Origin of the sequence: Pseudomonas sp. MIS38 (assembly GCF_019891575.1) — a bacterium.
Taxonomy (GTDB): Bacteria; Pseudomonadota; Gammaproteobacteria; order Pseudomonadales; family Pseudomonadaceae; genus Aquipseudomonas; species Aquipseudomonas putida_A.
The window spans coordinates 210,463-234,602 of sequence record NZ_JAFLXF010000003.1; the positions used below are offsets into that span (position 1 = coordinate 210,463).

A 24,140-nucleotide genomic window follows, 5' to 3' on the forward strand; every position below is an offset into this window, starting at 1 on the left:
AAGTACAAAGCCAAGGAGAACAAATCATGCGTTACGCTCACCCCGGTACTGAAGGCGCCAAAGTCTCGTTCAAGAGCAAGTACGGTAACTACATCGGCGGCGAGTTCGTCGCGCCTGTCAAAGGTCAGTACTTCACCAACACCTCGCCAGTGAATGGCCAACCGATTGCCGAATTTCCTCGCTCCACTGCCGAAGACATCGACAAGGCACTGGACGCCGCCCACGCCGCTGCCGATGCGTGGGGCGCGACCTCCGTGCAGGCGCGCTCGCTGATCCTGCTGAAAATCGCCGACCGCATCGAACAGAACCTCGAACTGCTGGCGATCACCGAAACCTGGGACAACGGCAAAGCCATCCGCGAAACCCTCAACGCCGACATCCCGCTGGCAGCCGACCATTTCCGCTACTTCGCCGGTTGCCTACGCGCCCAGGAAGGCAGCGCTGCCGAAATCGACGGCAACACCGTGGCCTATCACATCCATGAACCGCTGGGCGTGGTCGGCCAGATCATCCCGTGGAACTTCCCGCTGCTGATGGCCGCGTGGAAACTCGCTCCGGCACTGGCCGCCGGTAACTGCGTGGTGCTCAAGCCTGCCGAGCAAACCCCGCTGGGCATCTGCGTGCTGATGGAGCTGATCGGTGATCTGCTGCCACCGGGCGTGCTCAACGTGGTGCAAGGTTTCGGCAAAGAAGCCGGCGAAGCCCTGGCCACCAGCAAACGCATCGCCAAGATCGCCTTCACCGGCTCGACCCCGGTCGGCTCGCACATCATGAAATGCGCCGCCGAGAACATCATTCCATCGACCGTGGAACTGGGCGGCAAGTCGCCGAACATCTTCTTCGAAGACATCATGCAGGCCGAACCGACCTTCATCGAAAAAGCTGCCGAAGGCCTGGTGCTGGCGTTCTTCAACCAGGGCGAAGTCTGCACCTGCCCGTCCCGCGCGCTGGTGCAGGAGTCGATCTACGACGAATTCATGCAAGTGGTGATGAAGAAAGTCCTGCAAATCAAACGTGGCGATCCGCTGGACACCGACACCATGGTTGGCGCGCAGGCGTCCGAGCAGCAATTCGACAAGATCCTGTCGTACCTGGAAATCGCCAAGGGCGAAGGCGCCGAGCTGCTGACCGGCGGCAAGGTGGAAAAACTCGAGGGCAATCTGGCGACCGGGTATTACATCCAGCCAACCCTGCTCAAGGGCACCAACAAAATGCGCGTGTTCCAGGAAGAAATCTTCGGCCCGGTGGTGAGCATCACCACCTTCAAGGACGAAGCCGAAGCCCTGGCGATCGCCAACGACACCGAGTTCGGCCTCGGCGCCGGCCTGTGGACCCGCGACATCAACCGCGCCTATCGCATGGGCCGTGCGATCAAGGCCGGTCGTGTGTGGACCAACTGCTACCACCTGTACCCGGCGCACGCCGCGTTCGGCGGGTACAAGAAGTCCGGCGTCGGCCGTGAAACCCACAAGATGATGCTCGATCACTATCAGCAGACGAAAAACCTGCTGGTGAGCTACGACATCAATCCGTTGGGCTTCTTCTAAAACCCGGGGGCGATACAGATATTTCTGTGTCGCCTGTTCAACCGCCTTCGCGAGCAAGCTCGCTCCCACAGGGATCTGAATTCGATCTCAATAATGGGTTCACCACATAAACCTGTGGGAGCGAGCTTGCTCGCGAAGGCGTCCTAAATGACACGACACAAGGCCTGGCCGCTCTGGCACGGCCCTTGCGTACCCGTCATTCAGGTTTTGCACAAAAACTGCCGCTGCGTGAACAGCATCCATCCACCTCAACCACTGCACCCGAAAGTCCAACAGATCGAACAATAAAAAACAGAGAGGACTTATGACTTCCACCACACAGCTCAAACCCACACTCGGCACCCTGCACCTCTGGGGTATTGCCGTCGGCCTGGTGATTTCCGGCGAATACTTCGGCTGGAGTTACGGCTGGGGCACCGCGGGCACCCTCGGATTTCTGGTCACGGCGCTGATGGTCGCGACCATGTACACCTGCTTCATCTTCAGCTTCACCGAACTGACCACCGCGATTCCCCACGCGGGCGGGCCGTTTGCCTACAGCCGCCGGGCGTTCGGCGAAAAAGGCGGACTGATCGCCGGCATCGCCACGCTGATCGAATTCGTCTTCGCCCCACCGGCGATCGCCATGGCCATCGGCGCCTACCTCAACGTGCAGTACCCGGAGCTGGATCCGAAGGTGGCAGCGGTCGGCGCGTATTTCGTGTTCATGACCCTGAACATCCTCGGCGTCAGCATCGCCGCGACTTTTGAGCTGGTGGTCACTGTGCTGGCGGTCGCCGAACTGCTGGTATTCATGGGCGTGGTCGCGCCGGGCTTCAGCTTCAGCAACTTCGTGCTCAACGGCTGGTCGGGTGCCAACGAGTTCACCCTGGGCTCGATCCCCGGAATCTTTGCCGCGATCCCGTTCGCGATCTGGTTCTTCCTCGCCATCGAAGGCGCGGCCATGGCCGCCGAAGAAGCGAAGGATCCGAAACGCACGATTCCCAAGGCCTACGTCAGCGGCATCCTGACCCTGGTGTTCCTTGCCATCGGCGTGATGGTGATGGCCGGCGGTGTCGGCGACTGGCGCCAACTGTCGAACATCAACGATCCACTGCCGCAGGCGATGAAAGCGGTAGTCGGCAACAACTCATCGTGGATGCATATGCTGGTGTGGATCGGCCTGTTCGGCCTGGTGGCGAGTTTCCACGGGATCATCCTCGGCTACTCGCGACAATTCTTCGCCCTCGCCCGCGCCGGTTATCTGCCGAAGAGCCTGGCCAAGCTGTCACGTTTCCAGACCCCGCACCGGGCGATTCTGGCCGGTGGTGTGATCGGCATCGCGGCGATCTACAGCGACGGTCTGGTCAATCTGCAAGGCATGACCCTGACCGCAGCGATGATCACCATGTCGGTGTTCGGCGCGATCGTGATGTACATCATCAGCATGCTCAGCCTGTTCAAACTGCGCAAAACCGAACCGAACCTGGAACGCACCTTCCGCGCCCCGGGCTATCCGGTGGTGCCAGCAATTGCGCTGTTTCTGGCCGTGGTGTGCCTGGTGGCGATGGCGTGGTTCAACACGCTGATCGGCTGTGTGTTCCTTGGCTTCATGGCCGCTGGTTATCTGTACTTCCAGCTCACCGCCAAGCAACGCGCCGAAGCCCCGGCAGACGCTATGCTCGAAGGTATCTAGTTGCACCGGCACCGGGCCTGTCGCCCGGTGCCCGCTATATAGAAGTGCATGAAGGTCCCCTGTGGGAGCGGGCTTGCTCGCGAAGGCGTCGTGTCATCCAACAACGATGTCGTCTGACACGACGCTTTCGCGAGCAAGCCCGCTCCCACAGGGAGACCGAGTTACCCACAGAATCAGGAGGACACCGCCCCATGGCCGCATTTGCCCATTCCGTCGGCGCCCAGACCTACCGCTTCGACAGCCTCAAGGACGTCATGGCCAAGGCCAGCCCGGCGCGCTCCGGTGACTTTCTGGCCGGCGTTGCCGCGCTCAATGACGGCGAGCGCGTGGCTGCACAAATGGCGCTGGCCGACATCCCGCTCACGCATTTTCTGCAGGAAGCGCTGATTCCCTACGAAGCCGATGAAGTCACCCGACTGATCATCGACACCCACGACAAACAAGCCTTCGCCGTGGTCAGCCACCTCACCGTCGGTGGTTTCCGCGACTGGCTGCTCAGCGACGCGGCAGACGAAACCAGCCTGCGCGCCCTCGCCCCCGGTCTGACCCCGGAAATGGTCGCCGCCGTGTCGAAAATCATGCGCGTGCAGGATCTGGTGCTGGTGGCGCAGAAGATCCGCGTGGTCACAAAATTTCGCGGCACCCTCGGCCTGCGCGGGCGCTTGTCGACCCGGCTGCAACCGAACCATCCGACCGACGAGCCCTCCGGCATCGCCGCGAGCATTCTCGACGGTCTGCTGTACGGCAATGGCGACGCGATGATCGGGATCAACCCGGCCACCGACAGCATCGCCTCGATCTGCGCGATGCTGGAAATGCTTGACGCGATCATCCAGCGCTACGACATCCCGACCCAGGCTTGCGTGCTGACCCACGTCACCACCTCGATCGAGGCGATCAACCGGGGTGTGCCGCTGGACCTGGTGTTCCAGTCGATCGCCGGCACCGAAGCGGCCAACGCCAGTTTCGGCATCAACCTCAATGTATTGCAGGAAGGCTATGACGCGGGGCTGAGCCTGAAGCGCGGCACCCTCGGGCAGAACCTGATGTATTTCGAAACCGGTCAGGGCAGCGCGCTGTCGGCCAACGCCCACCACGGTGTCGACCAGCAGACCTGCGAAACCCGGGCCTACGCCGTGGCGCGGCATTTCAAGCCGTTTCTGGTGAATACCGTGGTCGGCTTCATCGGCCCGGAATACCTCTATAACGGCAAACAGATCATCCGCGCCGGCCTCGAAGACCACTTCTGCGGCAAGTTACTCGGCGTGCCGATGGGCTGCGACATCTGCTACACCAACCATGCCGAAGCCGATCAGGACGACATGGACACCCTGCTGACCCTGCTCGGTGTGGCCGGAATCAACTTCATCATGGGCATCCCCGGCTCCGACGACATCATGCTCAACTACCAGACCACCTCGTTTCACGACGCGCTCTACGCGCGCCAGACCCTGGGCCTGAAACCGGCGCCGGAGTTCGAGCAATGGCTGGCGAACATGGGCATTTTCACCCAGGCGGACGGCAAGGTTCGCTTTGGCAACAACCTGCCGCCGGCCTTCCGCCAGGCGCTGGCGCAACTGGGATGAGTGTTATGGAAAAACCGCCTGTCGACCCGCAAAACCCGTGGCTGGAACTGCGCCGCCTGACCCCGGCGCGCATCGCTCTGGGCCGTACCGGCACCAGCCTGCCAACCAGCGCCCAGCTGGATTTCCAGTTCGCCCACGCCCAGGCGCGGGATGCGGTGCATCTGCCGTTCGATCATGCCGGGCTCAGCGCGCAACTGAGCGAGCGCGGGCGTGACAGTTTGTTGCTGCACAGCGCGGCGACCGATCGCAACAGCTACCTGCAACGCCCGGATCTGGGGCGCAAGCTCAGCGACACCTCGGCGCAGAGCCTGCGGGATTACGCGCAGGCCAACCCCGGCGGGGTCGATCTGGCGATTGTGGTGGCGGACGGCCTGTCGGCACTGGCGGTGCATCGGCATACCCTGCCGTTTCTGACCCGCCTGGAGGAGCAGATGAGCGCCGACGGCTGGTCGCTTGCCCCGGTAGTGCTGGTGGAACAGGGCCGCGTCGCCATCGGTGACGAGATCGGTCAGTTGCTGGGTGCAAAAATGGTCGTGATGCTGATCGGAGAGCGTCCGGGCCTCAGCTCGCCCGACAGCCTCGGTTTATATTTCACCTACAATCCAAAAGTCGGGCTGACCGATGCCTACCGCAATTGCATCTCCAACGTGCGGCTTGAGGGCTTGAGCTACGGCATGGCGGCGCATCGCCTGCTGTATCTGATGCGCGAGGCCTGCCGGCGGCAGCTGTCGGGGGTCAATCTGAAGGACGAAGCACAGGTGCAGACGCTGGAGTCGGAGGCCGGTGCGGACATGAAGGGAAACTTCCTACTCGATCCGCCCACAACCTGAACCGTTTCCGCATTGCGTTTCTGCGCTGCTTTCAGGCAGGATCGATGCACGGCCGCAGGGTTTCCCATCGCCGTCAGAGCAGTTGAAGACAGCCACTTGAAGACGAGACCTATCATGCGGATTATTCAAGCGACCCTCGAACACCTGGATTTGCTGACCCCGTTGTTCGTCAAATATCGCGAGTTCTACGGTTCCCTGCCCTACCCGGATTCCTCCCGCGCGTTTCTCGAAAAACGTCTGCGTCGCAAGGAGTCGGTGATTTATCTGGCCCTGGCCGATGATGACGACAAGAAGCTCATGGGTTTCTGCCAGCTGTATCCAAGCTTTTCCTCGCTGTCGCTCAAGCGCGTGTGGATCCTCAACGACATCTATGTCGCCGAAGACGCCCGCCGCCAACTGGTGGCCGACAACCTGATCCGCACCGCGAAGAAAATGGCCAAGGAAACCCAGGCTGTGCGCATGCGCGTTTCCACCAGCAGCAACAACGAGGTGGCGCAGAAAACCTACGAATCCATTGGCTTCAAGGAAGACACCGAGTTCAAGAACTACGTGCTGCCGATCAGCGACGAGCTCTAGCACTCATCAAGGGCCTGTTGTGGCGAGGGAGCTTGCTCCCGCCGGGCTGCGAAGCGGCCCCACCTCAGTCATCTCAACAGGTCAGGCAAATCAAGGCTTGGGAGTGCTTCGCCCTCCAGCGGGAGCAAGCTCCCTCGCCACACCAACCTTGCCGCCACCATCAATGCCTGCCTGACATTTGTTCACACCCCGACATCCCTCGCTACAAAACCAACGCGCTTTTCACCTCTCAGACCGTATAATCCCGAGCTTTCCGGCTTGTAAGAAAAACTACACCTCGCTGTAGGCTTACACCCGAATCATCCGCACAGGCCTGCCGAGTCGGGCCGTCACCACAGGTGCCCCCATGGATTTCAACCCGCTCGACCTTATCCTGCATCTCGATGTGTACCTCGATTTGCTGGTCACCAACTACGGGCCGTGGATCTACGCGATTCTGTTCGCTGTCATCTTCTGTGAAACCGGTCTGGTGGTGATGCCGTTCCTGCCGGGTGATTCGCTGTTGTTCATCGCCGGTGCCGTGGCGGCGGGCGGTGGCATGGATCCGGTGCTGTTGGGCGGGCTGCTGATGCTCGCGGCGATCCTCGGCGACAGCACCAACTATGTGATTGGCCGAACGGCGGGCGAAAAACTGTTCAGCAACCCGAACTCGAAAATCTTCCGTCGCGACTACCTGCAAAAAACCCACGATTTCTACGACAAGCACGGCGGCAAAACCGTGACCCTGGCGCGCTTCCTGCCAATCATCCGTACATTTGCCCCGTTCGTCGCCGGCGTCGGGAAGATGCCCTACCCGCGTTTCTTCGCGTTCAGCGTGTTCGGCACCATCCTCTGGGTCGGCGGCCTGGTGACCCTGGGTTACTTCTTCGGCAACGTGCCGTTCATCAAGAAGAACCTGTCGTTGCTGGTGGTTGGCATCATCCTGCTGTCGCTGGTGCCGATGATCATCGGTGTGGTACGCAGCCGTTTCGGCGGCGCGAAAGCCGAAACCCACTGATCCGATGTGGTCACTGAGCGCCTGGCGTCGCCGGCGCATTCTGGCCAGGCACCCGATTGCCGACGACCTGTGGCAACGGGTGCGCCATCACCTGAGCTTTCTCGACGGCATCAGCGCCGCCGAAGACCAATGGTTGCGTGAAGCAAGCGTGCTGTTTCTGGAAGAAAAACACCTGACCGCCCTGCCCGGTGTCGAACTGCATCAGGAACAACGCCTGCTGCTCGCCGCCCAGGCCCAGTTGCCGTTGCTCAATCTGGGCGATTTGAACTGGTATCAGGGTTTCCACGAAATCGTCCTCTACCCCGACGACTTCCTCAGCCCGCAACGGCATCGCGATGCCAGCGGGGTCGAGCACGAGTGGGACGGCGAACACAGTGGCGAAGCCTGGCAACAGGGGCCGATCATCCTCGCCTGGCCGGGGGTGATGGCCAGTGGTGGCTGGGAAGGCTACAACCTGGTGATCCACGAACTGGCGCACAAACTCGACATGCTCAACGGCGACGCCAACGGCCTGCCGCCGCTGCACGCCGACATGCGCGTCAGCGACTGGGCCGAGGTCATGCAACACGCCTACGATGACCTCAACCGCCAGCTCGACCGCAACCCCGACGCCGAAACCGCCATCGACCCGTACGCCGCGGAAAACCCGGCGGAGTTCTTTGCGGTCACCAGCGAATACTTCTTCAGCGCTCCGGATCTGCTGCACGCGGCTTATCCACAGGTCTACTTGCAACTGCAGCTTTTCTACCGGCAGGATCCGTTGGGCAGGCTGCGGCAACTTCAGGCCACAGACCCGGTCTATCAGGCGCACGAGTAAGCGCTGCACGACTTCTGGTACGTGGCGTCGACGTAGGAATATGCCTATAATCGCCGCCACTTTTTGGTCAATCCGGCCAAGTGTTTTTGGTCAACTACGGGGGCAACGCCCAATGAGCTACAGCAAGATTCCGGCTGGCAAAGACCTGCCGAACGACATCTACGTCGCGATCGAGATCCCGGCCAACCACGCGCCGATCAAATACGAAATCGACAAAGACAGCGATTGCCTGTTCGTTGACCGTTTCATGGCCACCCCAATGTTCTACCCGGCCAACTACGGTTACATCCCGAACACCCTGGCTGACGACGGTGATCCCCTCGACGTGCTGGTTGTGACCCCTTACCCGGTTGCTCCAGGCTCGGTGATCCGCGCGCGTCCAGTCGGCATCCTGAACATGACCGACGACGGCGGCGGCGATGCCAAAGTCATCGCAGTCCCACACGACAAGCTGTCCCAGCTGTACGTCGACGTGAAGGAATACACCGACCTGCCACCGCTGCTGATCCAGCAGATCGAGCACTTCTTCGCGAACTACAAAGATCTCGAAAAAGGCAAGTGGGTCAAGATCGAAGGCTGGGCTGGCGCTGATGCCGCTCGCGACGCGATCACCAAGTCGGTTGCTGCCTACAAGGGCTAAGCGCCGGCTGGCTGCATGATGCTTGAAGAAAACCCCGGTTGATCCGGGGTTTTTTGTGCCTGAGAAACGCCGCTTTAAACAGTGTGTTTATCGCGGACTACAGAAAAGTTTCGAAGTGAGTGATTTCCCACAAGCACGCCTTACATCCAGTCGCAAAATACAGGCTTTTTTTGAACAGCCGGTTTATTCAAACCGCTCTGGCACGGCCGTAGACTCGGTGTTTATGAGAAAGAACACTAGCGGTCCAAGATTCAAGGCACTCCTGGAAGCAGCGAACATCACCACCACGGGATTCGCAAAGTTCTGGGGCACGGAAGCCCAAAACATTCATAACTGGTACACCCGGGGCGTCCCGGCGTATCGCATGGAGGAAGTCTCACGCCTGCTCTCGGTCAACAGCGAGTGGCTGAAAACCGGCGAAGGCAGCAAAGAGTCACCCCGCCTGCAAACGCCTGCCAGCAACGGCGACACCTTCGACGCGCAGTCCGTCAACGGCGTCTATTCCATCATCAACCCCAACGACATCGAACTGCCGTTTTTCAAGGAAACACCTCTCAGCGCCGGCGCCGACAAAACCCACGTCATCCTCGACCCCGAGCAGACCGTCCGCCTGCCCCGGGCCCATCTCGCCCAACTGGAAATCCGCCCAAGCGACGCCATCTGCGCGCACATGATCGGCAACAGCATGGCCGAGCGCATCGAAGACGGCTCCATCGTCGGCATCGACCGCGGCCTGACCCAGGTGGTCGACGGCGAAATCTACGCCATCGAACACGACGGCATGCTGCGCATCAAATACCTGCACCGCATGCCCGGCAACGCCCTGCGCCTGCGCAGCCACAACAGCGCCGAATACCCGGACGAAATCTTCCGCGCAGCGCAGATCGATGAGCAGCGCATACACATTCTGGGCTGGGTATTCTGGTGGTCGACCCTGGGTAAACGCCGGCCGGTGGTGCCGTTTCTCTGATCTGATACGGATCTTCGATCCTGCACCAACCCCTGTGGGAGCGAGCCTGCTCGCGAAGAGGCCCCGAAAATCAGTACAAATTACGAATTTTGCCCCCCGCGGTGGCTCTATTCCGCAGTTGAGGCTGGGAATCCCCAACAAAACTCAGTATCCTGCGCCCCACATTTGCGCATCGCCCCGCTCCCGCGGCCCAGATGACGCCTGACGCGGTAGACCAACGTCTGACCAAGTCCCACAGCCGGACGCAGATCCGGGTGTACGTTTTGAAGGCTGACGCGGTTTACCAAAAATAAACCAAGCCAGTCCCCGAGAAGCCGGCCACAAGCCGGCTTTTTAATGCCTGCTAAAAAATATCCTATTCGGCCTTTCGGCATATAAATGAGCCGAGACACGGCGACTTACGCTTTTACCGCACCAGCGCTAACTCGCGAAGGCATCCTCAGCGAGCGTTAATTTATACTCGCCCGCCAGTCAGTTAAAAAACACCCATCAGCACAGGGATGCGCCCATGTCCGTTCCAACCTACGATCAGTTCATTGAGCCGATCCTGCGTTTTCTCGCTACAAAGCCCGAGGGCGCTATTGCTCGGGACGCGCACGAAGCAGCAGCGAAAATGCTGCAACTGACCGAAGCACAGCGCGAAGAACTGATCGCCAGTGGCCAAGCTACCTACAAGAACCGATCAGGTTGGGCGCACGATCGTCTCAAGCGTGCAGGCCTTTCCAGCAGTGCCAAACGCGGTTATTGGAAGTTGACTGATGCAGGCCTGCAGTACGCCAAGGAGCATGCATTTCCACTGTCGGCCAAGGATGTGGAGCATTTAGCAATCGGTTACATGAATGTGAAGCTGAAGGTCGCGCCTGATGCCGAGCCACTGGATGACCAACCAAATGTAGAGCCAGATTTGGCCTCCGCCACCGAAAGCCCCGACGACCGACTGGAGCGAGCGCTAAAAGAATTGCGCGATGCCACGGCGGCCGACCTTTTGGATAACTTGCTGCAAGTCAGCCCCAACCGCTTCGAAGTGATCGTGCTGGATGTGCTTCATCGCCTGGGTTACGGCGCCAGTCGTAATGATCTGCAACGTGTCGGCGGTTCCGGTGATGCCGGCATCGACGGCATTATCTCGCTCGATAAATTGGGGCTGGAAAAGGTTTACGTTCAGGCCAAGCGCTGGCAGAACACGGTTGGCCGGCCTGAACTGCAGGCGTTCTACGGAGCGCTCGCTGGGCAAAAAGCCAAGCGTGGCGTTTTCATCACTACGTCCGGCTTCACAGCGCACGCTGTCGACTTTGCCAAATCGGTGGACGGTATTGTGTTGGTAGACGGCACGCGGCTGGTGCATCTGATGATGGATCATGAGGTGGGCGTGACATCCCGTTTGTTACGGTTGCCAACGCTGGATCGCGATTATTTTGATGAGGAATGAGTTCAGTGGTGAGTCAATTTGGCCCGGTTATTCGATTCCCATATTGGGCTTGCCGTGAAAAGTGATGGCACACTAGAATCACGACAATTGTTCTACCAACCCCCACGGATCGAGGGTTACATCAGCACGGGGCGAGGCCGGGACTGAATTCAGTTTAGGTTGATGTGCAGGTCAAGGAGACCACTATGTCGGACGTTAAAAGCATCAAGGATCAGAAGCTTCTCTACCATCTCACTTCAGTTGAAAACCTGGATGGGATTTTCAGGGATGGCTTGAAACCTCGCGCCGGCCTCTCGGGTTTCAAAGACGTCGCAGATGCTGAAATCCTGAAAAAGCGGCAGGCTCTGCAGCTCGACAACTACGTCCCCTTCCACTGGTTTGCGAAGAATCCATTTGACGGAAGCGTTCAGCGCAATAGGCCAGAGGCACAATTTGTGTTGATCTCGGTCTACAGATCAACAGCCAAGCAATACGGCTGGAAAGTCATTCCACGCCACCCGTTAGCGGGCGACTCAATACAGCTACTTGATTACGAACAGGGTTTCGAAGCCATCGAGTGGGATGTCATGAGCAGTCGCGATTACCTGGATCCTCATTGCAAAAGCATCTGCATGGCAGAGTGTCTCGCACCGGGGATTGTTAAACCTGATGCCTTCTTCAAAATCTTCACCCCCAGCGAAGAAGTTGATGCACTTTGCGTAGCTAAATTACAGGCGGCCGATGTTAATGTGCAGACCAGCGTGAACCAGAGAATGTTTTATCAATGATCTATACCAACCTGAATCCAGAGAAAGCTCTGATTTGGCGTATCGTCCATCGCGATAACCTGCCCTGGATTCTGGACAACGGTCTGCATTGCGCAAACTCGGAAGCAAAGGCACCTCAGTACGTGAATATCGGCAACGTCGACTTGATCGACAAACGCCGTTTCCGTCAGGTGCCTATCGCACCCGAAGGCGTACTGGCCGACTACGTGCCCTTCTATTTCACACCCTTCTCGGTGATGATGCAGAACATTCACTCTGGCTGGAGTGTTCAACAACGCGGCAATGACGAGATCGTGATTCTGGTCTCAAGCCTCTATCGCGTTGAAGAGCTTGGCCTACCGTTTGTCTTCACAAACGCTCATGCCTACCCGAGTTGGACAAACTACTACAGCGATCTGGCGAATCTCGACCAGATCGATTGGTCTATCCTTCAACGGCGCGACTTCAAGCGCGATCCTGACGACCCTCGCAAAATGGAGCGTTATCAGGCTGAGGCGCTGATCCACCAACATTTACCGATTACGGGACTACTGGGCATCATGTGCCACACCGATGCAATGAAAGTACGCATAGAAGCAGACGTGGCCGTTAGAGGCTTGACGTTGCCGGTCCATGCGCGTCCCAAATGGTATTTCCAATGATCAGATTCACCCAAGGCAACCTGCTGGAAGCCAAAACTGAAGCGCTCGTCAACACGGTGAATACCGTGGGTGTAATGGGTAAGGGCATCGCACTGATGTTCAAGGAACGCTTTGCGCAGAATTACCGACTATATGCAGCCGCGTGCAAAGCCGGGGATGTCGAAACCGGCAAAATGCACGTGACTGCCACCAACGAACTCGATGGACCGCGCTGGATTGTGAATTTCCCCACCAAGCGCCACTGGCGGTACCCGTCGCAAATGGCATGGATAACTGAAGGCTTGCATGATCTGCGACGGTTTCTGCTTGAAAACGATGTGAAGTCCGTCGCCGTTCCTCCGCTGGGCGCTGGTAACGGTGGTTTGAAGTGGCCTGAAGTGCGCGAGCAGATTGTAGAAGTGCTCGGTGACTTGGATGTCGACGTATTAGTGTTCGAACCCTCCAGTCAGTATCTGAATGTCGCTAAGCGCGATGGCGTTGAGCAACTCACTCCGGCACGCGCACTGATCGCTGAACTGGTCCGGCGTTATTGGGTTCTGGGCATGGAATGCAGCCTGCTCGAAATTCAGAAACTGGCTTGGTTTCTTGAACGCGCAATCGAGAAAATTCCAGGTACTGAGAATCCGCTGAACCTCAAATTTGTCGCTCATAAATTCGGCCCGTATGCCAATCGATTGGAGCATCTGCTGAACAATCTGGATGGCAGCTATCTACATTGCGACAAGCGCATCAGTGATGCTGGAATCACCGATGTCATTTGGTTTGATCAAGATCGCAAAACGTTTTTGCAGACCTACCTCAAGACCGAAGCTAAGGAATACTCTCAAGCTTTAGAGCGGACGGCTGAATTGATCGATGGTTTTGAGTCACCTTTCGGCATGGAGTTGCTGGCGACCGTTGATTGGTTGCTGATTCGGGAAAGGATTGCTCCAACCGTTCCTGCGGTACGTATAGCACTGAAGAACTGGGATGGTGGGTCCGGAGCTGCGGTGCGTAAAAACAAGTTATTCGATGATCAGGCACTAGGAATCGCGATCACTCGTCTGACATCCAGCAGTTTCAGCCCGGAAATAGCGGCCTGACATCGTTATGAAATGGGGCAAAAAGTACTTGCCCTCTTACCGCGCCCTGACTGAAACGTGCATCGCAATAAGCCATTAGCACATCCGCCCTAATTGCCCCGCGCCCGACCTCACCACTAAATTTCCATTCTGTTTTTGTGCATTACAAAAGCGCCAAGGAATGGAGCAACACCATGTCGTCGTTTTTCAAACTCAATCAATCCGTTGTTCTACTGACCGCACTCCTGACCGCTACCTCTTCAGCCATGGCAGAGGAGCAGAAGCTTGTTGGTGACTGGTGGATCATTTACGGCAACGGTATTCCCCACAAGAACATCATGTATGTCGCCGACAGCACTTCAGTCGTGCCGTCGAAGCACACCAAGGGGGCCAAGTTGGTCGCCGTGACGCTGGTCTATGAGGAACCCGGCAAACCGATGATTGATGCCTACAACCTCGAAGTTCAGTGTTCGACGAACAAGGTCCGAATGCTCAATGGCCAGTCGGTTGATCGCATCGCTTACATGATGCGCAACTTGAAAGTTAACGACCAATGGCAGCAGCCGAAGGAGTTCTGGGTGCAGCGCACCAGCGAGTTTGTTTGCTCACCCAATAAAAAGGACATGATTGCGCTGGGCAAGATGGAGTACCTGCAGATGATTCAGGGTATGCAGCAGATGTTCTTCAAACTGGCGCCGATTCAGGAGAAAGGCCAGATGATGGACAACCTCGACTCGATCCTGGGCAACAAGTAAGCGGCGGGAATCACGATGAACCCATGGACTAAAACGTTATTGGCGCTGCTGATAACGCCCGCTGTTTTGCTGATCAATGGTTGCCACTTGATTGCCCAGTCGCGCTGGGAAGGACGCGATGTTCAGGAAGCGCTCGATCTGTTCGGCAAACCCGACTCGATGAAAAAACAGACCGGGGCCAACGGCGAGAATCTGGCTGTGCTCACCTGGTACAAATCGTCCAGTTGGACCACCACGGAAGCGGCCGGTACTTCAATGAATCACACCGGTAACGGCATGGTTTACACCGAGTATTACCAGACGGTCGGCCACAGTTCCGATTGCAAACTCGAAGCCACCGTCAACAAGGCGAAAAAGATCGTGCTGTTCAGGATCGAGGACGGAAAGATCATCCACGGCAAGTGCATCAACGTGCCGTTCGTGCCTGGTTATATTCCGCCTGGTTTCTAGTGCAACCCTGAGCAGGCTGCTGCTCAGGGATAGCTGAACGACTTCACCAGCGTCAGTTCACCCACCGCCCGCATCGGCACCACAAACGTCTCCATTTTCTCGCTTGGCGTGCCTTCCTCGGTAATCACCGTCACCTGCGCCGTGGTCAGCGGCTGCACCGCCTCCTCCCCGCCTTCATCATCCCCCCGATACCCCCCGCCGAAGTAGTTCACATACACCAGATACTGGCCCTTGATCGGCGCCGGCATGGCGAAGATTTCCGGGCCGTAGCCGGTGGTGACGTCGACGTCGAGCGCGGCGCCATTGGGTGCGACGCGGTCGCCGTACCAGATGTGCGCGCCGTCGGGGGTGATCAGGTGCAGATCGAGGTCGGTGCCGTCGCTGTCCCAGGAGAGCAGCACGCGCAGTTTGGCCGGGGTGGCGCCGCCGCTGGCGTTGAGGAATTGGGTGCGGTGGCGTTGCTGGCCGTCGGGGCTGCGCACTTCGACGCTGTTGCTGCCGTTGGGGAAGGAGAACGGGCGGTCGAAGCGGCCACTGTCGTCGATTTTCAGCGGCATGCTGACACCGTTGACGATCAGCCGGCCGGGATCCTTGCTCTTGGGGGTGGCTTTGATTTCGCCGCTGATGCGCGCGGTGTTGGCCTGGCCGACCGGGGTGTTGACCGAAGAGGCCGGGTAGTTGACGGTCTGGCGGAAGTTCTCGCCTTCGCCCTCGGGCGCGCCGGTGCGCCAGCCGCCGACCGGGGTGTCGAGTTTGACGCTGTCAGCGGCCATTGCCATCGGCCATGCATTGAACGCGCAGAGCAACAGCAAGACCTGTGGATAACGGAGTGTCATGGTCTATTCCAGCAAGAGGTGACGGGCGAGCCCTTCGATGTAGGTTTCATCCTGGCCATTGGGATGTGCTTCAAAGGCCAGGTGCAGGTATTCGTGAGTCAGGTCGAGGCGATCCTGCAGCGTGAGCACGCCGCGCACGTAAATGCGCTGGCGTTCGCGATCAACGAACGGGCGGCCGAACGCCAGTTTGCACACGGCGAACGTACTGACTTCGTTGTAGCCGGTTTCGCTTTCCAGCGTCGGACGCCAGCCGCGGCGCTGCTTTTGCAGCCAGTCCTGTGCGGCGGGCAGTGCTTCGCAGGAAGCAACCGGGTTGTCCCAACGGCTGAGGCTCGCGCGCGGATAGGCGTGCAGCAGAATCGCGTCGTAGCGCTGGCCGGCGTTGGCCTGCTCGACGGCTTGTTGCCAAGCGAGTTTGTCCGGGCCGGGTTGATCGGAGTGATAGGTGACGGTGCTGCCGGCCAACACCAGATCCGTGGTCCATGCCGCGATGTTGCGCGACTCGGCGGAAGCTGGACGCGGAGCGACGCGCTGACGGTTGCTGCTGTCGTCGATGCTCAGGCAATCGCCGTTGCGCGTGGCGTTTTGCAGCAGATAGGTGCGGATCGCCACGGCCAGTGCCTTGGCAGCTTCGGCGGGTTCAGGTCTGGCTTCGCGCTCAAGCACACGGGCGACGTATTCTTCGCGATCGAGGCGTGCAACCAGTTTGTCGTTGAGTAGAAACAGTTCGCCGGCGCTGTGGATATCCAGCGCATTACCGTTGGCGAATTCCACGCGGTAGTCGCCCAGCAAAGGCCCGGAGCCAGCAACGCGCTCACCCGACAGGACTCGCAATACCGGATACCGCGAAAACAGTCCGACCTCGACACAACGCCCTGCTTCCGCCGGCCACGATGTGGGCAGCACCGTCGCCAACGCCTGCCCGTAATGGCGCAAAACCATCTGACTGGTGCCGCGCCCACCAGCCCAGATCGGCGAGCCGTCCGCCGTCCAACCGGCAAAACCACCCTGGCGCGATTGCGGATCCTGATCGCCGAGCCAGCTCCAGGTCTTAACCCGCAGGCGACCACCCAGTTCGCCGACGACATTGCCGTCCGCCGCATTCAGCACGACGTCGAGCAACACGCGGCGCATCTGCTCCTGCGCTGGCAGCACCGACAACACCTTCAGCAAGTCAGTCACGGAAACCCGCGTGGCCGGTTGCACGGTTGGTAAATCCAGCAACCACGAAGGCGCCTGCCGCACCTGCCAATACGTGCGCCAATCGGCAGCAGCGATGCCCAATCGCGCCGGCTCAAAGTACAACCCGCAGGATTTGACCAACGCCTGATCACGCTCGATCTTGCCGCCCGCCGAGCAGCAATAAACCTCCTCCTTCGATTGCCCGCGACATTCATACGCTGGCTCGCGCGCGCCGGTATCCACCAGCCACGCGTAGACGAACAATTTCCAAAGACTGCCCAGCGGCGTATCCAGCGTCGACGGCAACGGCTCGCGGGCGATCAGTTGCGTGTGATTCAACGACAGCAACTCGCCCTTGTACGCCAGCCGCAGCGGCTCATCCTGCGCCGTCGCCAGCGCAGGCATCACACACATCAGCAGCCACAGCAGCGGCCGGTTCATGTCAGTTGACCGTGACCTGACCGAGGGCGGCTTTCGCTTCCCGGGCCTGATGCTGCGGCGCGTAGACCTGAGTGAAACGCACCGGCGGCAGGTTGAACTGACCCTTCTGCGAGAAGCGCACCAGATGGCGCAGGCGCAATTCGCCGCTCAGCGCATCCACCGGCACCGCGTAGGCCAATTGCCCCGGTTCGAAGCGCGCCTTTTCCAGCGCGGTCGGCTCGGTGCCGTCCTTGCCCTGCAACTTGATGCCCCAGGTGGTGCGCTCGACATCGGCGCCCGGTGGCAGCGGCACTTCGAGCATGCCGTAGCGCAGCGGTTTCGGCGCCTTGCTGGCGAGGATCACTTCGTCCAGATACAGGCTGTCGCTGGACAGCGGTTTGCTGCCGACCGGCTCCAATTTGAAAGTGAACGCTTCGTCGCCCGGCACCAGCCGCGACAAACGGCGGGTGATAGTCACGGCCATTGGATCGACGGCCGGTTGCTGGGTCTGGAAGCTCAGTGCCGCCCGCAGCGGTCGCTCCTGAGTACCGGACACCGACAACACATTCGGCACTGGCGTCGCACCCTGCCAGGTCCAGTAAATCTCGCCGGTGGCGCCGTAGTTTTTCTTCCAGCCTTCACCCGGCAGCAGCGCGATGGTCGGCGAGGCCTGAGCGATGCTGCGTTGCAACCAGCTCAGCGCCAGGGCGCGTTCGAGGGTCGATTGCTGTGGAAGCAGACGTTGCAGCAACGCTGTCGCACGGGCCTGATCGAACGCTTGCAGCGACAGGTTCAGCGCTTCGACAAACGGCTGCGAACTGACCGCCAGACGCTGTTGTGCCGCAGCGACCTGGCGATTGAACGCGTCGGGCAACGCAACTTTCGACTGAGTCGCCAGCGCCGCGGTCAATACCCGCGCCGCCGCCAGACCGAGCGCCGAATCCGGGTCGCTCATCACCAGGCTGTCTTCGCCGTCGTCCATCAGGGTTTCGGCATTGCCTTCACCAGCCTTCGCCAGATCGTCCATCAAGCCGCTGAGCAAAGTGTTCACCGGCAGATGCATCTGCTTGGCGAACGACAGGATCAGTGCCCGCTGCAGCAGCGGCGTGTTCGGCGCTTGCTTGGCGTAGACCTCCAGCACTCGCTGCCAGTGCTCCGGTGGCAAGGTCAGCTCCAGCACTTGGCTGGCGTTCCAGTCGGCGTAGTAGGCGTAAGCGGTCAGGAATGCATCCGGCTCGCCGTCGAAGCCCCACCAGGTGAAGCTCGCCGACGGCCCGGCCATTTGCACCAGACGCAGACGGCTGTTCTGCATGATCAGGCGCAGGCGATCGCGGATCTGCGGGCTCGACGCCAGCGACGGATAAGCGATGCTCAGCGGCAGCAAACGGCTGGCCGTCTGCTCGACGCCGCCGTACGGGTAGCTCAGCAGATCATCGAGCGCGGAACGGAACAGCGCTTGCGGACTGTCATCCAGACGCAGACGAATGTCGGTGGCGTCGGCCGGCAGGCTCAACGGGGTGTCGCCGCTGGCCACGTCGAGGCTCTGGGTTTGCGTGACTTGCCAGCCGTCACCGGTCGCGCTCAGGCGCACGGCAAGGGCGTCAGCGGTTTTGCCGTCCTGCACCAGCTCGGCAGTCCACTCACCCGAGGCCAGGGCGAACGCTGGCAGCGGCACGTAGTTGATGCCGTTGATCAGGGTCACCGGCAGGCGCTGTTCGGCGCCAGCGTAATGGGTGACCAGCTCAGCCTTGACCGGTTTTTCGGCCTGGCTGAAGGCAAACACACCGAGTTGCGGCTGATCGCCCTTGCGGAATTTGCTCGGCCCGCTCCACTTCAGGTACAGCGGTTTTTCCGAACGGACGAACTGCTTCTTCTGCCCGACCTGGCCGTCGTCGGCGATAGCCCGGGCGGTGATGCGCCAGCGGGTCAGCGAGTCCGGCATCTTGAAGGTGAAACGGGTTTTACCGTCGGCACCTGTGAGCAATTCCGGCTGCCACGCGGCGGTGTCGACGTCTTCACGACGTGGGCGCTCCAGCACTTTCACCCCACGTTCGCTGCGGTTGGCCTTGCCCGGCGCGCCGGGGCTGCCCGGCAACGCCACGTCGTAACTGATGAACGACAGGCTGGCGCTGGTGCGCACATTATTGCGACGCGGGTGGTAGAAGAACTGGTCGATGGTCGGCGCGACTTCCGGTTGCAGCGCGTAGACCATTTCATCGACAACACTCACCGTCAGATGCGCCGGAACTGCTTTACCGGCGAACTGCGTAGTCAGGTCGACGGTCACCGTGTCGCCCGGCAGATACACCTGTTTGTCGGTGCTGATCGCCACGTCGATTTGCGGGGCAATCACTTTGATCCCGGCGTTCTGGAAGCTGTACTGCCCGCCCTTGGTGTAGAGCACCGAGAAGGTCAGGTTCGGCGCGAAGTTGTCCTTCACCGGAATGCGCGCGCGGTATTGGGTGTCGCTGAGTTTTTCCAGTTTCAGCCAGTCGCCGCCCTTGGCCAGCAGCGCGGTGGCTTCGACCTTGTCGCGCTCCAGCGACAGCAATGCATCGCTGACCGGCTCAGGGAAGGTGATCAGTGCCAGCGCTTCATCGCCGGCCTTGTACTCGGGCTTGTCGAGGACGATTTCCACAGTGCCCGGCACCGCTTTGACACCGTCGCCGGTGACCGAATGGCCGGTGGCGCCGAGGACGCGACCGTGTTGATCTTTCAGCGTCAGGTTGTAAGTACCCGGACGTTCAAAGGCCAGACTAAAGCCTTTGTCAGTCGCCGCGAGTTTGCCTTCGCCAGTGCTCTGGTCTTCCAGACGCACCCAGCTGTAGCTGCTTGGGGTCACGGCTTTGCTCTGCTCGCTGCCGCCCTCGTTGGCGTAGCTGAACGCGACTTTGTCGTTGACTGCGCTGAAACGTTGCGGCGCACTCAGGCGGAAGCTCGCGGCGCCACGGTCGATGAGGATTTCCTTGGTGGTCTTGACCCGATACGCCGCGCCATCGCTGGCAAACACGGTGAGCATGTAACGGCTCGGTTTGTCGGCGGCCGGCAGGTCGAGGGTCGCGTTGCCCTTGCTGTCAGTGGTCAGTTCGGTGCTGGTCAACTCCACCGGGAATTGCCCGAGGTATTGCAGCTCATTGTCGACCATCGACAGTTGCTGGGCACGCAGGCTCAGGCTCAGTTTGGCGTTGGCCACCGGTTTGCCGTCCGGGTACAGCAGCACCAGACTGCCCTTCACCGGCTCGCCGGTGCGGTAATCCTGCTTGGCCAGATTCAGCGAAATTTCGAAGTGCGGCTTGATGTACTCGGCCACACGGAAAGCGCTGCTGTAGGCCTGATCCTTGTAGTTGAAGCGGATCTCGTAACCACCGGCCACAGCGTTATCCGGCAACTGGAAGCGGCCCTGGGTACCGGCCTTGGAATCGAGTTTCAGGTCGAGGCGTTGCAGCTCGGTGCCGGTGGCATCAAGCACACTGACGTTGACGTCAGCAGCGCCCGGCAGCACCGAATCCCGCGCATTCTTGAACTCGCGACCGACGATTTTCAGCGACACCCAATCCCCCGGGCGATACAGCGGTCGGTCGGTGAACGCATAGAGTTTGGTGTCGTAGATTTCGCTGTCGTAATAGAAGTTTTCCGAGACGAATACCCCGCCCTCTTCGTCCTCGCCAATCACGAACGAACGCTCGGGGCTGACGTGTTTCAGGCGCAGCAAACCATCGGCATCAGTGGCACCGCTGCTCATCACGCCGAGGCCGTCAGTCCACAGCACATTGACCTTCGGCACCGAACTGCCTTCGTGTTTGCGTGCGGCCCAGACCAGCAATTCATCGCCGGCAATTTTGCTCACCGCCACGGTGTTGGAAACGAACACCATGGTGGTCGCGCGGTACTTGCCGATCAGCGCTTCGACCAGGTACAGGCCCGGTTTCAGGTTGCCCAACGGGATGTACACGTTACCCGGCGCAACGCTGACGAACTCGCTGGAAGACCCGGCCAGGTTGACCCCGGCCGGCGGCTGGATCGGCTTGGCTTGCCACAGCGGATAACGGAACTGGCTGACCACCGGCAGACCCGGAATCAGCGCGAATTGCGGCTGCGCGTCGTACGGCGTCGGCGCGGTGATGGCGTTGCCCATCTTCAGTTCCGGCACTTCCTCGGTGACCTGCTTGCGCGACTCGTAGGAGAACGCGCGCTGCATCACCCGCCGCGATTTGCGGTACCAGTTGTCCCAGAGGTACGCGAGGGTGTTGGACAAGCCCTCGCCCTTGAACTGACCGTCGCTGACAACGCGGTGCAGGTTCTTCTGACGCTTGAGGAAATCCAGCGGCTTGTCGATGCGGTACACGCGAATGTCGGCGCCACCGTACGGCTCCATGCGGAAACGGCGGTAGTCGCGGCCCGGTGCTTCGAGACGCACCATCGCCTGCTCGTCGGCGGCGAAACTGCTGTCGGCCAGCAGGAAGAAGCTTTCACCGGCGACCGGCGTGTAGCCACTCGGCTCCACCGAATCTTCAGCGTTGACGGTCGCCAATGGCAGCAACAGCGCCAGCAGCAGGGGAATTCGAGCGCAGAGTCGCAGCATGCGGGCACCGGTCATTGGGAGAGAAAGTTCAGTCGATAGACACCGATGAAGTTGGGGTTGGCTGCGTCGGGTATCCATCGGGTGTCCTTCCATGTCATGAGTTGCTGCAGGCTTGCCGAACGCATGCCGTTGTCAGTGGGGGTGGTCGTGCCGGTGTGATAGGCGATGTAGCGGCCCATCCAGATCATCAGGTGCTGGTCGTCGCCCTGATCGAAAAACATCAGGTCGCCGGGGCGTGCCTGGGACACGTCGCGGCTGACCAGATGGCTGTTGAACTGAATCAGTTTGATCGCGTTGACGTACGGCCCGACCTTGCCGCCGCCCTGCTGCCATTGCTGGGCGAGCTTGCGCTGCTCGTCGCTGAGCGTCAGCTCCGGCGGCAGGTAGCGATTGGACAGGCCATTGCTGCGCAGCCACTTGTCGTCGTGGACTTTCAGCGCTTCGTTGGCGGCGAAACGCACAAGGCCTGCGCAGTCCTGCTGATACCAGCGCGGGCTCGGGCCCTGGCTCAGTTGTTCCTGAGCGATGCGCACGAACCAGGCGCGGAACACCTGGGACTGCGCCGGATCCAGCGCCGGCGTTTCGACGGCTCGGGCGCCCGCGCTGAGCAGTAGCGCGAGCAGGCCGAGGCTGCGGATCAATGCCGTCACAGCGCTTTCCACTCCAGCGGCAGCCATTGCCAGTGGCCGTCAGGCTCGCTGCCTTCAGGCAGGGTCAACGCGTATTTGCCGTAGCCGCCGAGGGTGCGCAGTTTCGGGATCAGGTAGGTTTGCGCGGCGTTGTAGAACACCGGCTCCATGTCCTGCGGCAGGCTGTCGAGGGTTTCCTGCTGCATCAGTTGCGCCATCGAATCCGGACCGAAGTAGATCGGCAGCAGCACATCTTTCGGCAGCACGTCGGCCATCGGCGGGAAGCGCTTGTCGAGAGTACCGAGAGCCTTGTCCACCAGTTTGTCGTCGAGGGAAAACAGCAGCGTCGAACCGTGACGGGCGAGGCTGACTTTCATGAACGCTTTACCGCTGATCGCATCCGGATTCTCGGCAGTCTTGGCGGCGTACGGGCCGAAATTGGAGCTGACCTGACGCTGCCAGACATGGCTCTGGCCTTCCTGTTTCTCGACCACCGGGAATGCGTGTTCATCGACATTCGTCTCGTAGGCGCCCACCATCGAACCGAACAACGTGCCCAGGTCGCCATCGAGCTTGCCGCTGTCCTCGTCCTTCAGGCTGGCAACCAGCAACGGCGTGTACAACCGCGAATCGGCGTACCAGCACAGGCCCGCCGCGCCAGCCACATACTCGGTGAGCTTCTGCGCCACCGCTTCGTCGGCGCCGAGTTTCACCAGCAGCGGTTTCTGCGGTTCGGCCGCTACCGGCAAGGTCACGCAGGCACTGGCGCCCAGCGGCATGGCTTGCCACACCGGTTTGAAATCGAAGTCCGGCTGGTTTTCCAGTTCGTCCATGGCGAGGTAGCTGTGCCAGCCCTTGTCATCCATGTCGAAACGCAGCCCGGCGAAGTTCGGGATGAAGCGCTGATAGCCCATCGCAAGGACGCTGGAATTGACCGACAGGCGCTGTTTGATCTCCGGTGCCTTGGCCGGCAGACCGAAGGCCTCGGGGAACAGTTTGTCGCCGTTGAGCAGCGCTGCCAGCGCTTGCGGCGAGACATGCCCGGACTCTTCCGATTCGCCATTGGCCGGGTCGTAATATTTGTTCGGGTTGGACAGCACCACCAGTTTGTCGCCGCGCGACGCGAACAGCAGCGATTTGCTGGCGTTGTAGCTGAGCTGGTACAGCGGCACTTCGTCACCGCCGACCTTGAGGCTGCCGAAGACGCTGAGTTGCGAATCGTCCAGCGCCACTTTCGCCAACGGTTCGAGCAGTTTCGCCAATCCGCCGCGATCCATCACCAGCAGGAAATCCTTGAGCCGGCCATCCGCACCGCGCCACAACGCCACATCTGCCGGTTGATCGAAAAGCTGTTCGATCAGGCTGTCCTGCAGCTTCAGGTCGTGTTCGTAGATGATCCGGCGCAGGCTACCGATCAGCCCCAGGCGATCGGCGTGGGTTTCGTAATAGAAGACGAAATCCTCAGTGAGCGTAGCCTTGAGGAACGGCACCGTCAGCAGGTCCTTGGGCAACTGGCTCAGGGAGCGGGTTTCCAGCAGCGCATCCGGACGACTCAGGCCGAGCTTGTCGCTGGCAAGTGCCGCCGCCGGCACCTTGGGCTTGTGCAGGAGCCAGCCAAGACCACCGGCCACCCCGGCTACCAGGACCAGGCCGATCAGCAGCGCCGGCCAGCGCCGGGAAGGTTGGCCGGCAGGTGTCGGGACGGCCGGAGAAGCAGCGTTATCACTCATGTTCACAAAACCCGAAGTTC

20 protein-coding genes are annotated in these 24,140 nt (G+C 60.2%); 15 read left to right on the top strand and 5 right to left on the bottom strand.

Annotation, left to right across the window (positions count from 1 at the left end; genetic code table 11):
- Positions 1-26: 26 nt before the first annotated feature.
- From J1G18_RS06320 to J1G18_RS06390, 15 genes are all read left to right on the top strand, one after another.
- Positions 27-1,547, top strand: coding sequence for an aldehyde dehydrogenase family protein (locus tag J1G18_RS06320; protein ID WP_025108675.1), 1,521 nt, complete (start codon positions 27-29; stop codon positions 1,545-1,547).
- Between the two features lie 304 nt (positions 1,548-1,851).
- A complete protein-coding gene (eat, locus tag J1G18_RS06325; protein WP_098965792.1) occupies positions 1,852-3,222 on the top strand; it encodes an ethanolamine permease in 1,371 nt (456 codons plus the stop codon).
- Between the two features lie 191 nt (positions 3,223-3,413).
- Entirely contained in the window at positions 3,414-4,808 is a 1,395-nt protein-coding gene (locus tag J1G18_RS06330) for an ethanolamine ammonia-lyase subunit EutB (RefSeq protein ID WP_096796313.1), read from the top strand.
- Between the two features lie 5 nt (positions 4,809-4,813).
- The gene (gene eutC / locus J1G18_RS06335; RefSeq protein ID WP_223007249.1) at positions 4,814-5,638 is read left to right on the top strand and encodes an ethanolamine ammonia-lyase subunit EutC; all 825 of its coding nucleotides are present in this window, start codon (positions 4,814-4,816) and stop codon (positions 5,636-5,638) included.
- 114 nt (positions 5,639-5,752) lie between these two features.
- Complete coding sequence (locus tag J1G18_RS06340) at positions 5,753-6,214, top strand: GNAT family N-acetyltransferase (RefSeq protein ID WP_003228592.1); 462 nt, start codon at positions 5,753-5,755, stop codon at positions 6,212-6,214.
- A gap of 346 nt (positions 6,215-6,560) precedes the next feature.
- Positions 6,561-7,211 (top strand): DedA family protein, encoded by a 651-nt coding sequence (locus J1G18_RS06345; RefSeq protein ID WP_003228594.1) that lies wholly within the window; start codon positions 6,561-6,563, stop codon positions 7,209-7,211.
- Between the two features lie 4 nt (positions 7,212-7,215).
- Complete coding sequence (locus tag J1G18_RS06350) at positions 7,216-8,028, top strand: zinc-dependent peptidase (RefSeq protein WP_027612913.1); 813 nt, start codon at positions 7,216-7,218, stop codon at positions 8,026-8,028.
- A 112-nt stretch (positions 8,029-8,140) separates the two neighbouring features.
- On the top strand, positions 8,141-8,668 hold the full coding sequence (gene ppa / locus J1G18_RS06355) for an inorganic diphosphatase (protein ID WP_008052339.1): 528 nt from the start codon (positions 8,141-8,143) through the stop codon (positions 8,666-8,668).
- A 223-nt stretch (positions 8,669-8,891) separates the two neighbouring features.
- Complete coding sequence (locus J1G18_RS06360; RefSeq protein ID WP_027612915.1) at positions 8,892-9,638, top strand: helix-turn-helix transcriptional regulator; 747 nt, start codon at positions 8,892-8,894, stop codon at positions 9,636-9,638.
- Positions 9,639-10,146: 508 nt separating this feature from the next.
- The gene (locus J1G18_RS06365; protein ID WP_098965795.1) at positions 10,147-11,067 is read left to right on the top strand and encodes a restriction endonuclease; all 921 of its coding nucleotides are present in this window, start codon (positions 10,147-10,149) and stop codon (positions 11,065-11,067) included.
- A 185-nt stretch (positions 11,068-11,252) separates the two neighbouring features.
- A complete protein-coding gene (locus J1G18_RS06370; RefSeq protein ID WP_098965796.1) occupies positions 11,253-11,834 on the top strand; it encodes a DarT ssDNA thymidine ADP-ribosyltransferase family protein in 582 nt (193 codons plus the stop codon).
- Entirely contained in the window at positions 11,831-12,475 is a 645-nt protein-coding gene (locus tag J1G18_RS06375; protein ID WP_096796317.1) for a DUF4433 domain-containing protein, read from the top strand. The genes J1G18_RS06370 and J1G18_RS06375 overlap by 4 nt, the downstream gene beginning before the upstream one ends.
- Entirely contained in the window at positions 12,472-13,557 is a 1,086-nt protein-coding gene (locus J1G18_RS06380; protein WP_223007250.1) for a macro domain-containing protein, read from the top strand. Before J1G18_RS06375 ends, J1G18_RS06380 begins: the two co-directional genes overlap by 4 nt.
- 173 nt (positions 13,558-13,730) lie before the next feature.
- Complete coding sequence (locus tag J1G18_RS06385; RefSeq protein WP_223007251.1) at positions 13,731-14,291, top strand: hypothetical protein; 561 nt, start codon at positions 13,731-13,733, stop codon at positions 14,289-14,291.
- Positions 14,292-14,306: 15 nt separating this feature from the next.
- Positions 14,307-14,741 carry a hypothetical protein gene (locus tag J1G18_RS06390; protein ID WP_047296849.1) on the top strand — a complete coding sequence of 145 codons (435 nt, stop codon included), beginning with the start codon at positions 14,307-14,309 and terminating at the stop codon, positions 14,739-14,741.
- Between the two features lie 23 nt (positions 14,742-14,764).
- Here the strand turns inward: J1G18_RS06390 and J1G18_RS06395 are convergent, their stop codons facing one another.
- From J1G18_RS06395 to J1G18_RS06415, 5 genes are read right to left on the bottom strand one after another with little or no spacing between them, the layout of a single operon-like run.
- Positions 14,765-15,577, bottom strand: a complete 813-nt coding sequence (locus J1G18_RS06395) for a YfaP family protein (RefSeq protein WP_098965801.1) — start codon at positions 15,575-15,577, stop codon at positions 14,765-14,767.
- A gap of 3 nt (positions 15,578-15,580) precedes the next feature.
- A complete protein-coding gene (locus tag J1G18_RS06400) occupies positions 15,581-17,200 on the bottom strand; it encodes a DUF2300 domain-containing protein (protein WP_223007252.1) in 1,620 nt (539 codons plus the stop codon).
- Position 17,201: 1 nt separating this feature from the next.
- The gene (locus J1G18_RS06405; RefSeq protein WP_223007253.1) at positions 17,202-21,776 is read right to left on the bottom strand and encodes an alpha-2-macroglobulin family protein; all 4,575 of its coding nucleotides are present in this window, start codon (positions 21,774-21,776) and stop codon (positions 17,202-17,204) included.
- Entirely contained in the window at positions 21,773-22,438 is a 666-nt protein-coding gene (locus tag J1G18_RS06410; protein ID WP_223007254.1) for a DUF1175 domain-containing protein, read from the bottom strand. The genes J1G18_RS06405 and J1G18_RS06410 overlap by 4 nt, the downstream gene beginning before the upstream one ends.
- Positions 22,408-24,120, bottom strand: coding sequence for a DUF2138 domain-containing protein (locus J1G18_RS06415; RefSeq protein WP_223007255.1), 1,713 nt, complete (start codon positions 24,118-24,120; stop codon positions 22,408-22,410). Before J1G18_RS06415 ends, J1G18_RS06410 begins: the two co-directional genes overlap by 31 nt.
- Between the last annotated feature and the right edge of the window lie 20 nt (positions 24,121-24,140).

What these genes read in the sequence shown, in the direction of transcription:
- J1G18_RS06350 (WP_027612913.1), top strand. Translation starts at nt 7,216, where the DNA reads ATGTGGTCACTGAGCGCCTGGCGTCGCCGGCGCATTCTGGCCAGGCAC.
- J1G18_RS06345 (WP_003228594.1), top strand. Translation starts at nt 6,561, where the DNA reads ATGGATTTCAACCCGCTCGACCTTATCCTGCATCTCGATGTGTACCTC.
- J1G18_RS06390 (WP_047296849.1), top strand. Translation starts at nt 14,307, where the DNA reads ATGAACCCATGGACTAAAACGTTATTGGCGCTGCTGATAACGCCCGCT.
- J1G18_RS06365 (WP_098965795.1), top strand. Translation starts at nt 10,147, where the DNA reads ATGTCCGTTCCAACCTACGATCAGTTCATTGAGCCGATCCTGCGTTTT.
- J1G18_RS06380 (WP_223007250.1), top strand. Translation starts at nt 12,472, where the DNA reads ATGATCAGATTCACCCAAGGCAACCTGCTGGAAGCCAAAACTGAAGCG.
- J1G18_RS06410 (WP_223007254.1), bottom strand. Translation starts at nt 22,438, where the DNA reads ATGGCTGCCGCTGGAGTGGAAAGCGCTGTGACGGCATTGATCCGCAGC.
- J1G18_RS06360 (WP_027612915.1), top strand. Translation starts at nt 8,892, where the DNA reads ATGAGAAAGAACACTAGCGGTCCAAGATTCAAGGCACTCCTGGAAGCA.
- ppa (WP_008052339.1), top strand. Translation starts at nt 8,141, where the DNA reads ATGAGCTACAGCAAGATTCCGGCTGGCAAAGACCTGCCGAACGACATC.
- eat (WP_098965792.1), top strand. Translation starts at nt 1,852, where the DNA reads ATGACTTCCACCACACAGCTCAAACCCACACTCGGCACCCTGCACCTC.
- J1G18_RS06370 (WP_098965796.1), top strand. Translation starts at nt 11,253, where the DNA reads ATGTCGGACGTTAAAAGCATCAAGGATCAGAAGCTTCTCTACCATCTC.
- eutC (WP_223007249.1), top strand. Translation starts at nt 4,814, where the DNA reads ATGGAAAAACCGCCTGTCGACCCGCAAAACCCGTGGCTGGAACTGCGC.
- J1G18_RS06400 (WP_223007252.1), bottom strand. Translation starts at nt 17,200, where the DNA reads ATGAACCGGCCGCTGCTGTGGCTGCTGATGTGTGTGATGCCTGCGCTG.
- J1G18_RS06330 (WP_096796313.1), top strand. Translation starts at nt 3,414, where the DNA reads ATGGCCGCATTTGCCCATTCCGTCGGCGCCCAGACCTACCGCTTCGAC.
- J1G18_RS06415 (WP_223007255.1), bottom strand. Translation starts at nt 24,120, where the DNA reads ATGAGTGATAACGCTGCTTCTCCGGCCGTCCCGACACCTGCCGGCCAA.
- J1G18_RS06385 (WP_223007251.1), top strand. Translation starts at nt 13,731, where the DNA reads ATGTCGTCGTTTTTCAAACTCAATCAATCCGTTGTTCTACTGACCGCA.
- J1G18_RS06405 (WP_223007253.1), bottom strand. Translation starts at nt 21,776, where the DNA reads ATGACCGGTGCCCGCATGCTGCGACTCTGCGCTCGAATTCCCCTGCTG.
- J1G18_RS06395 (WP_098965801.1), bottom strand. Translation starts at nt 15,577, where the DNA reads ATGACACTCCGTTATCCACAGGTCTTGCTGTTGCTCTGCGCGTTCAAT.
- J1G18_RS06320 (WP_025108675.1), top strand. Translation starts at nt 27, where the DNA reads ATGCGTTACGCTCACCCCGGTACTGAAGGCGCCAAAGTCTCGTTCAAG.
- J1G18_RS06340 (WP_003228592.1), top strand. Translation starts at nt 5,753, where the DNA reads ATGCGGATTATTCAAGCGACCCTCGAACACCTGGATTTGCTGACCCCG.
- J1G18_RS06375 (WP_096796317.1), top strand. Translation starts at nt 11,831, where the DNA reads ATGATCTATACCAACCTGAATCCAGAGAAAGCTCTGATTTGGCGTATC.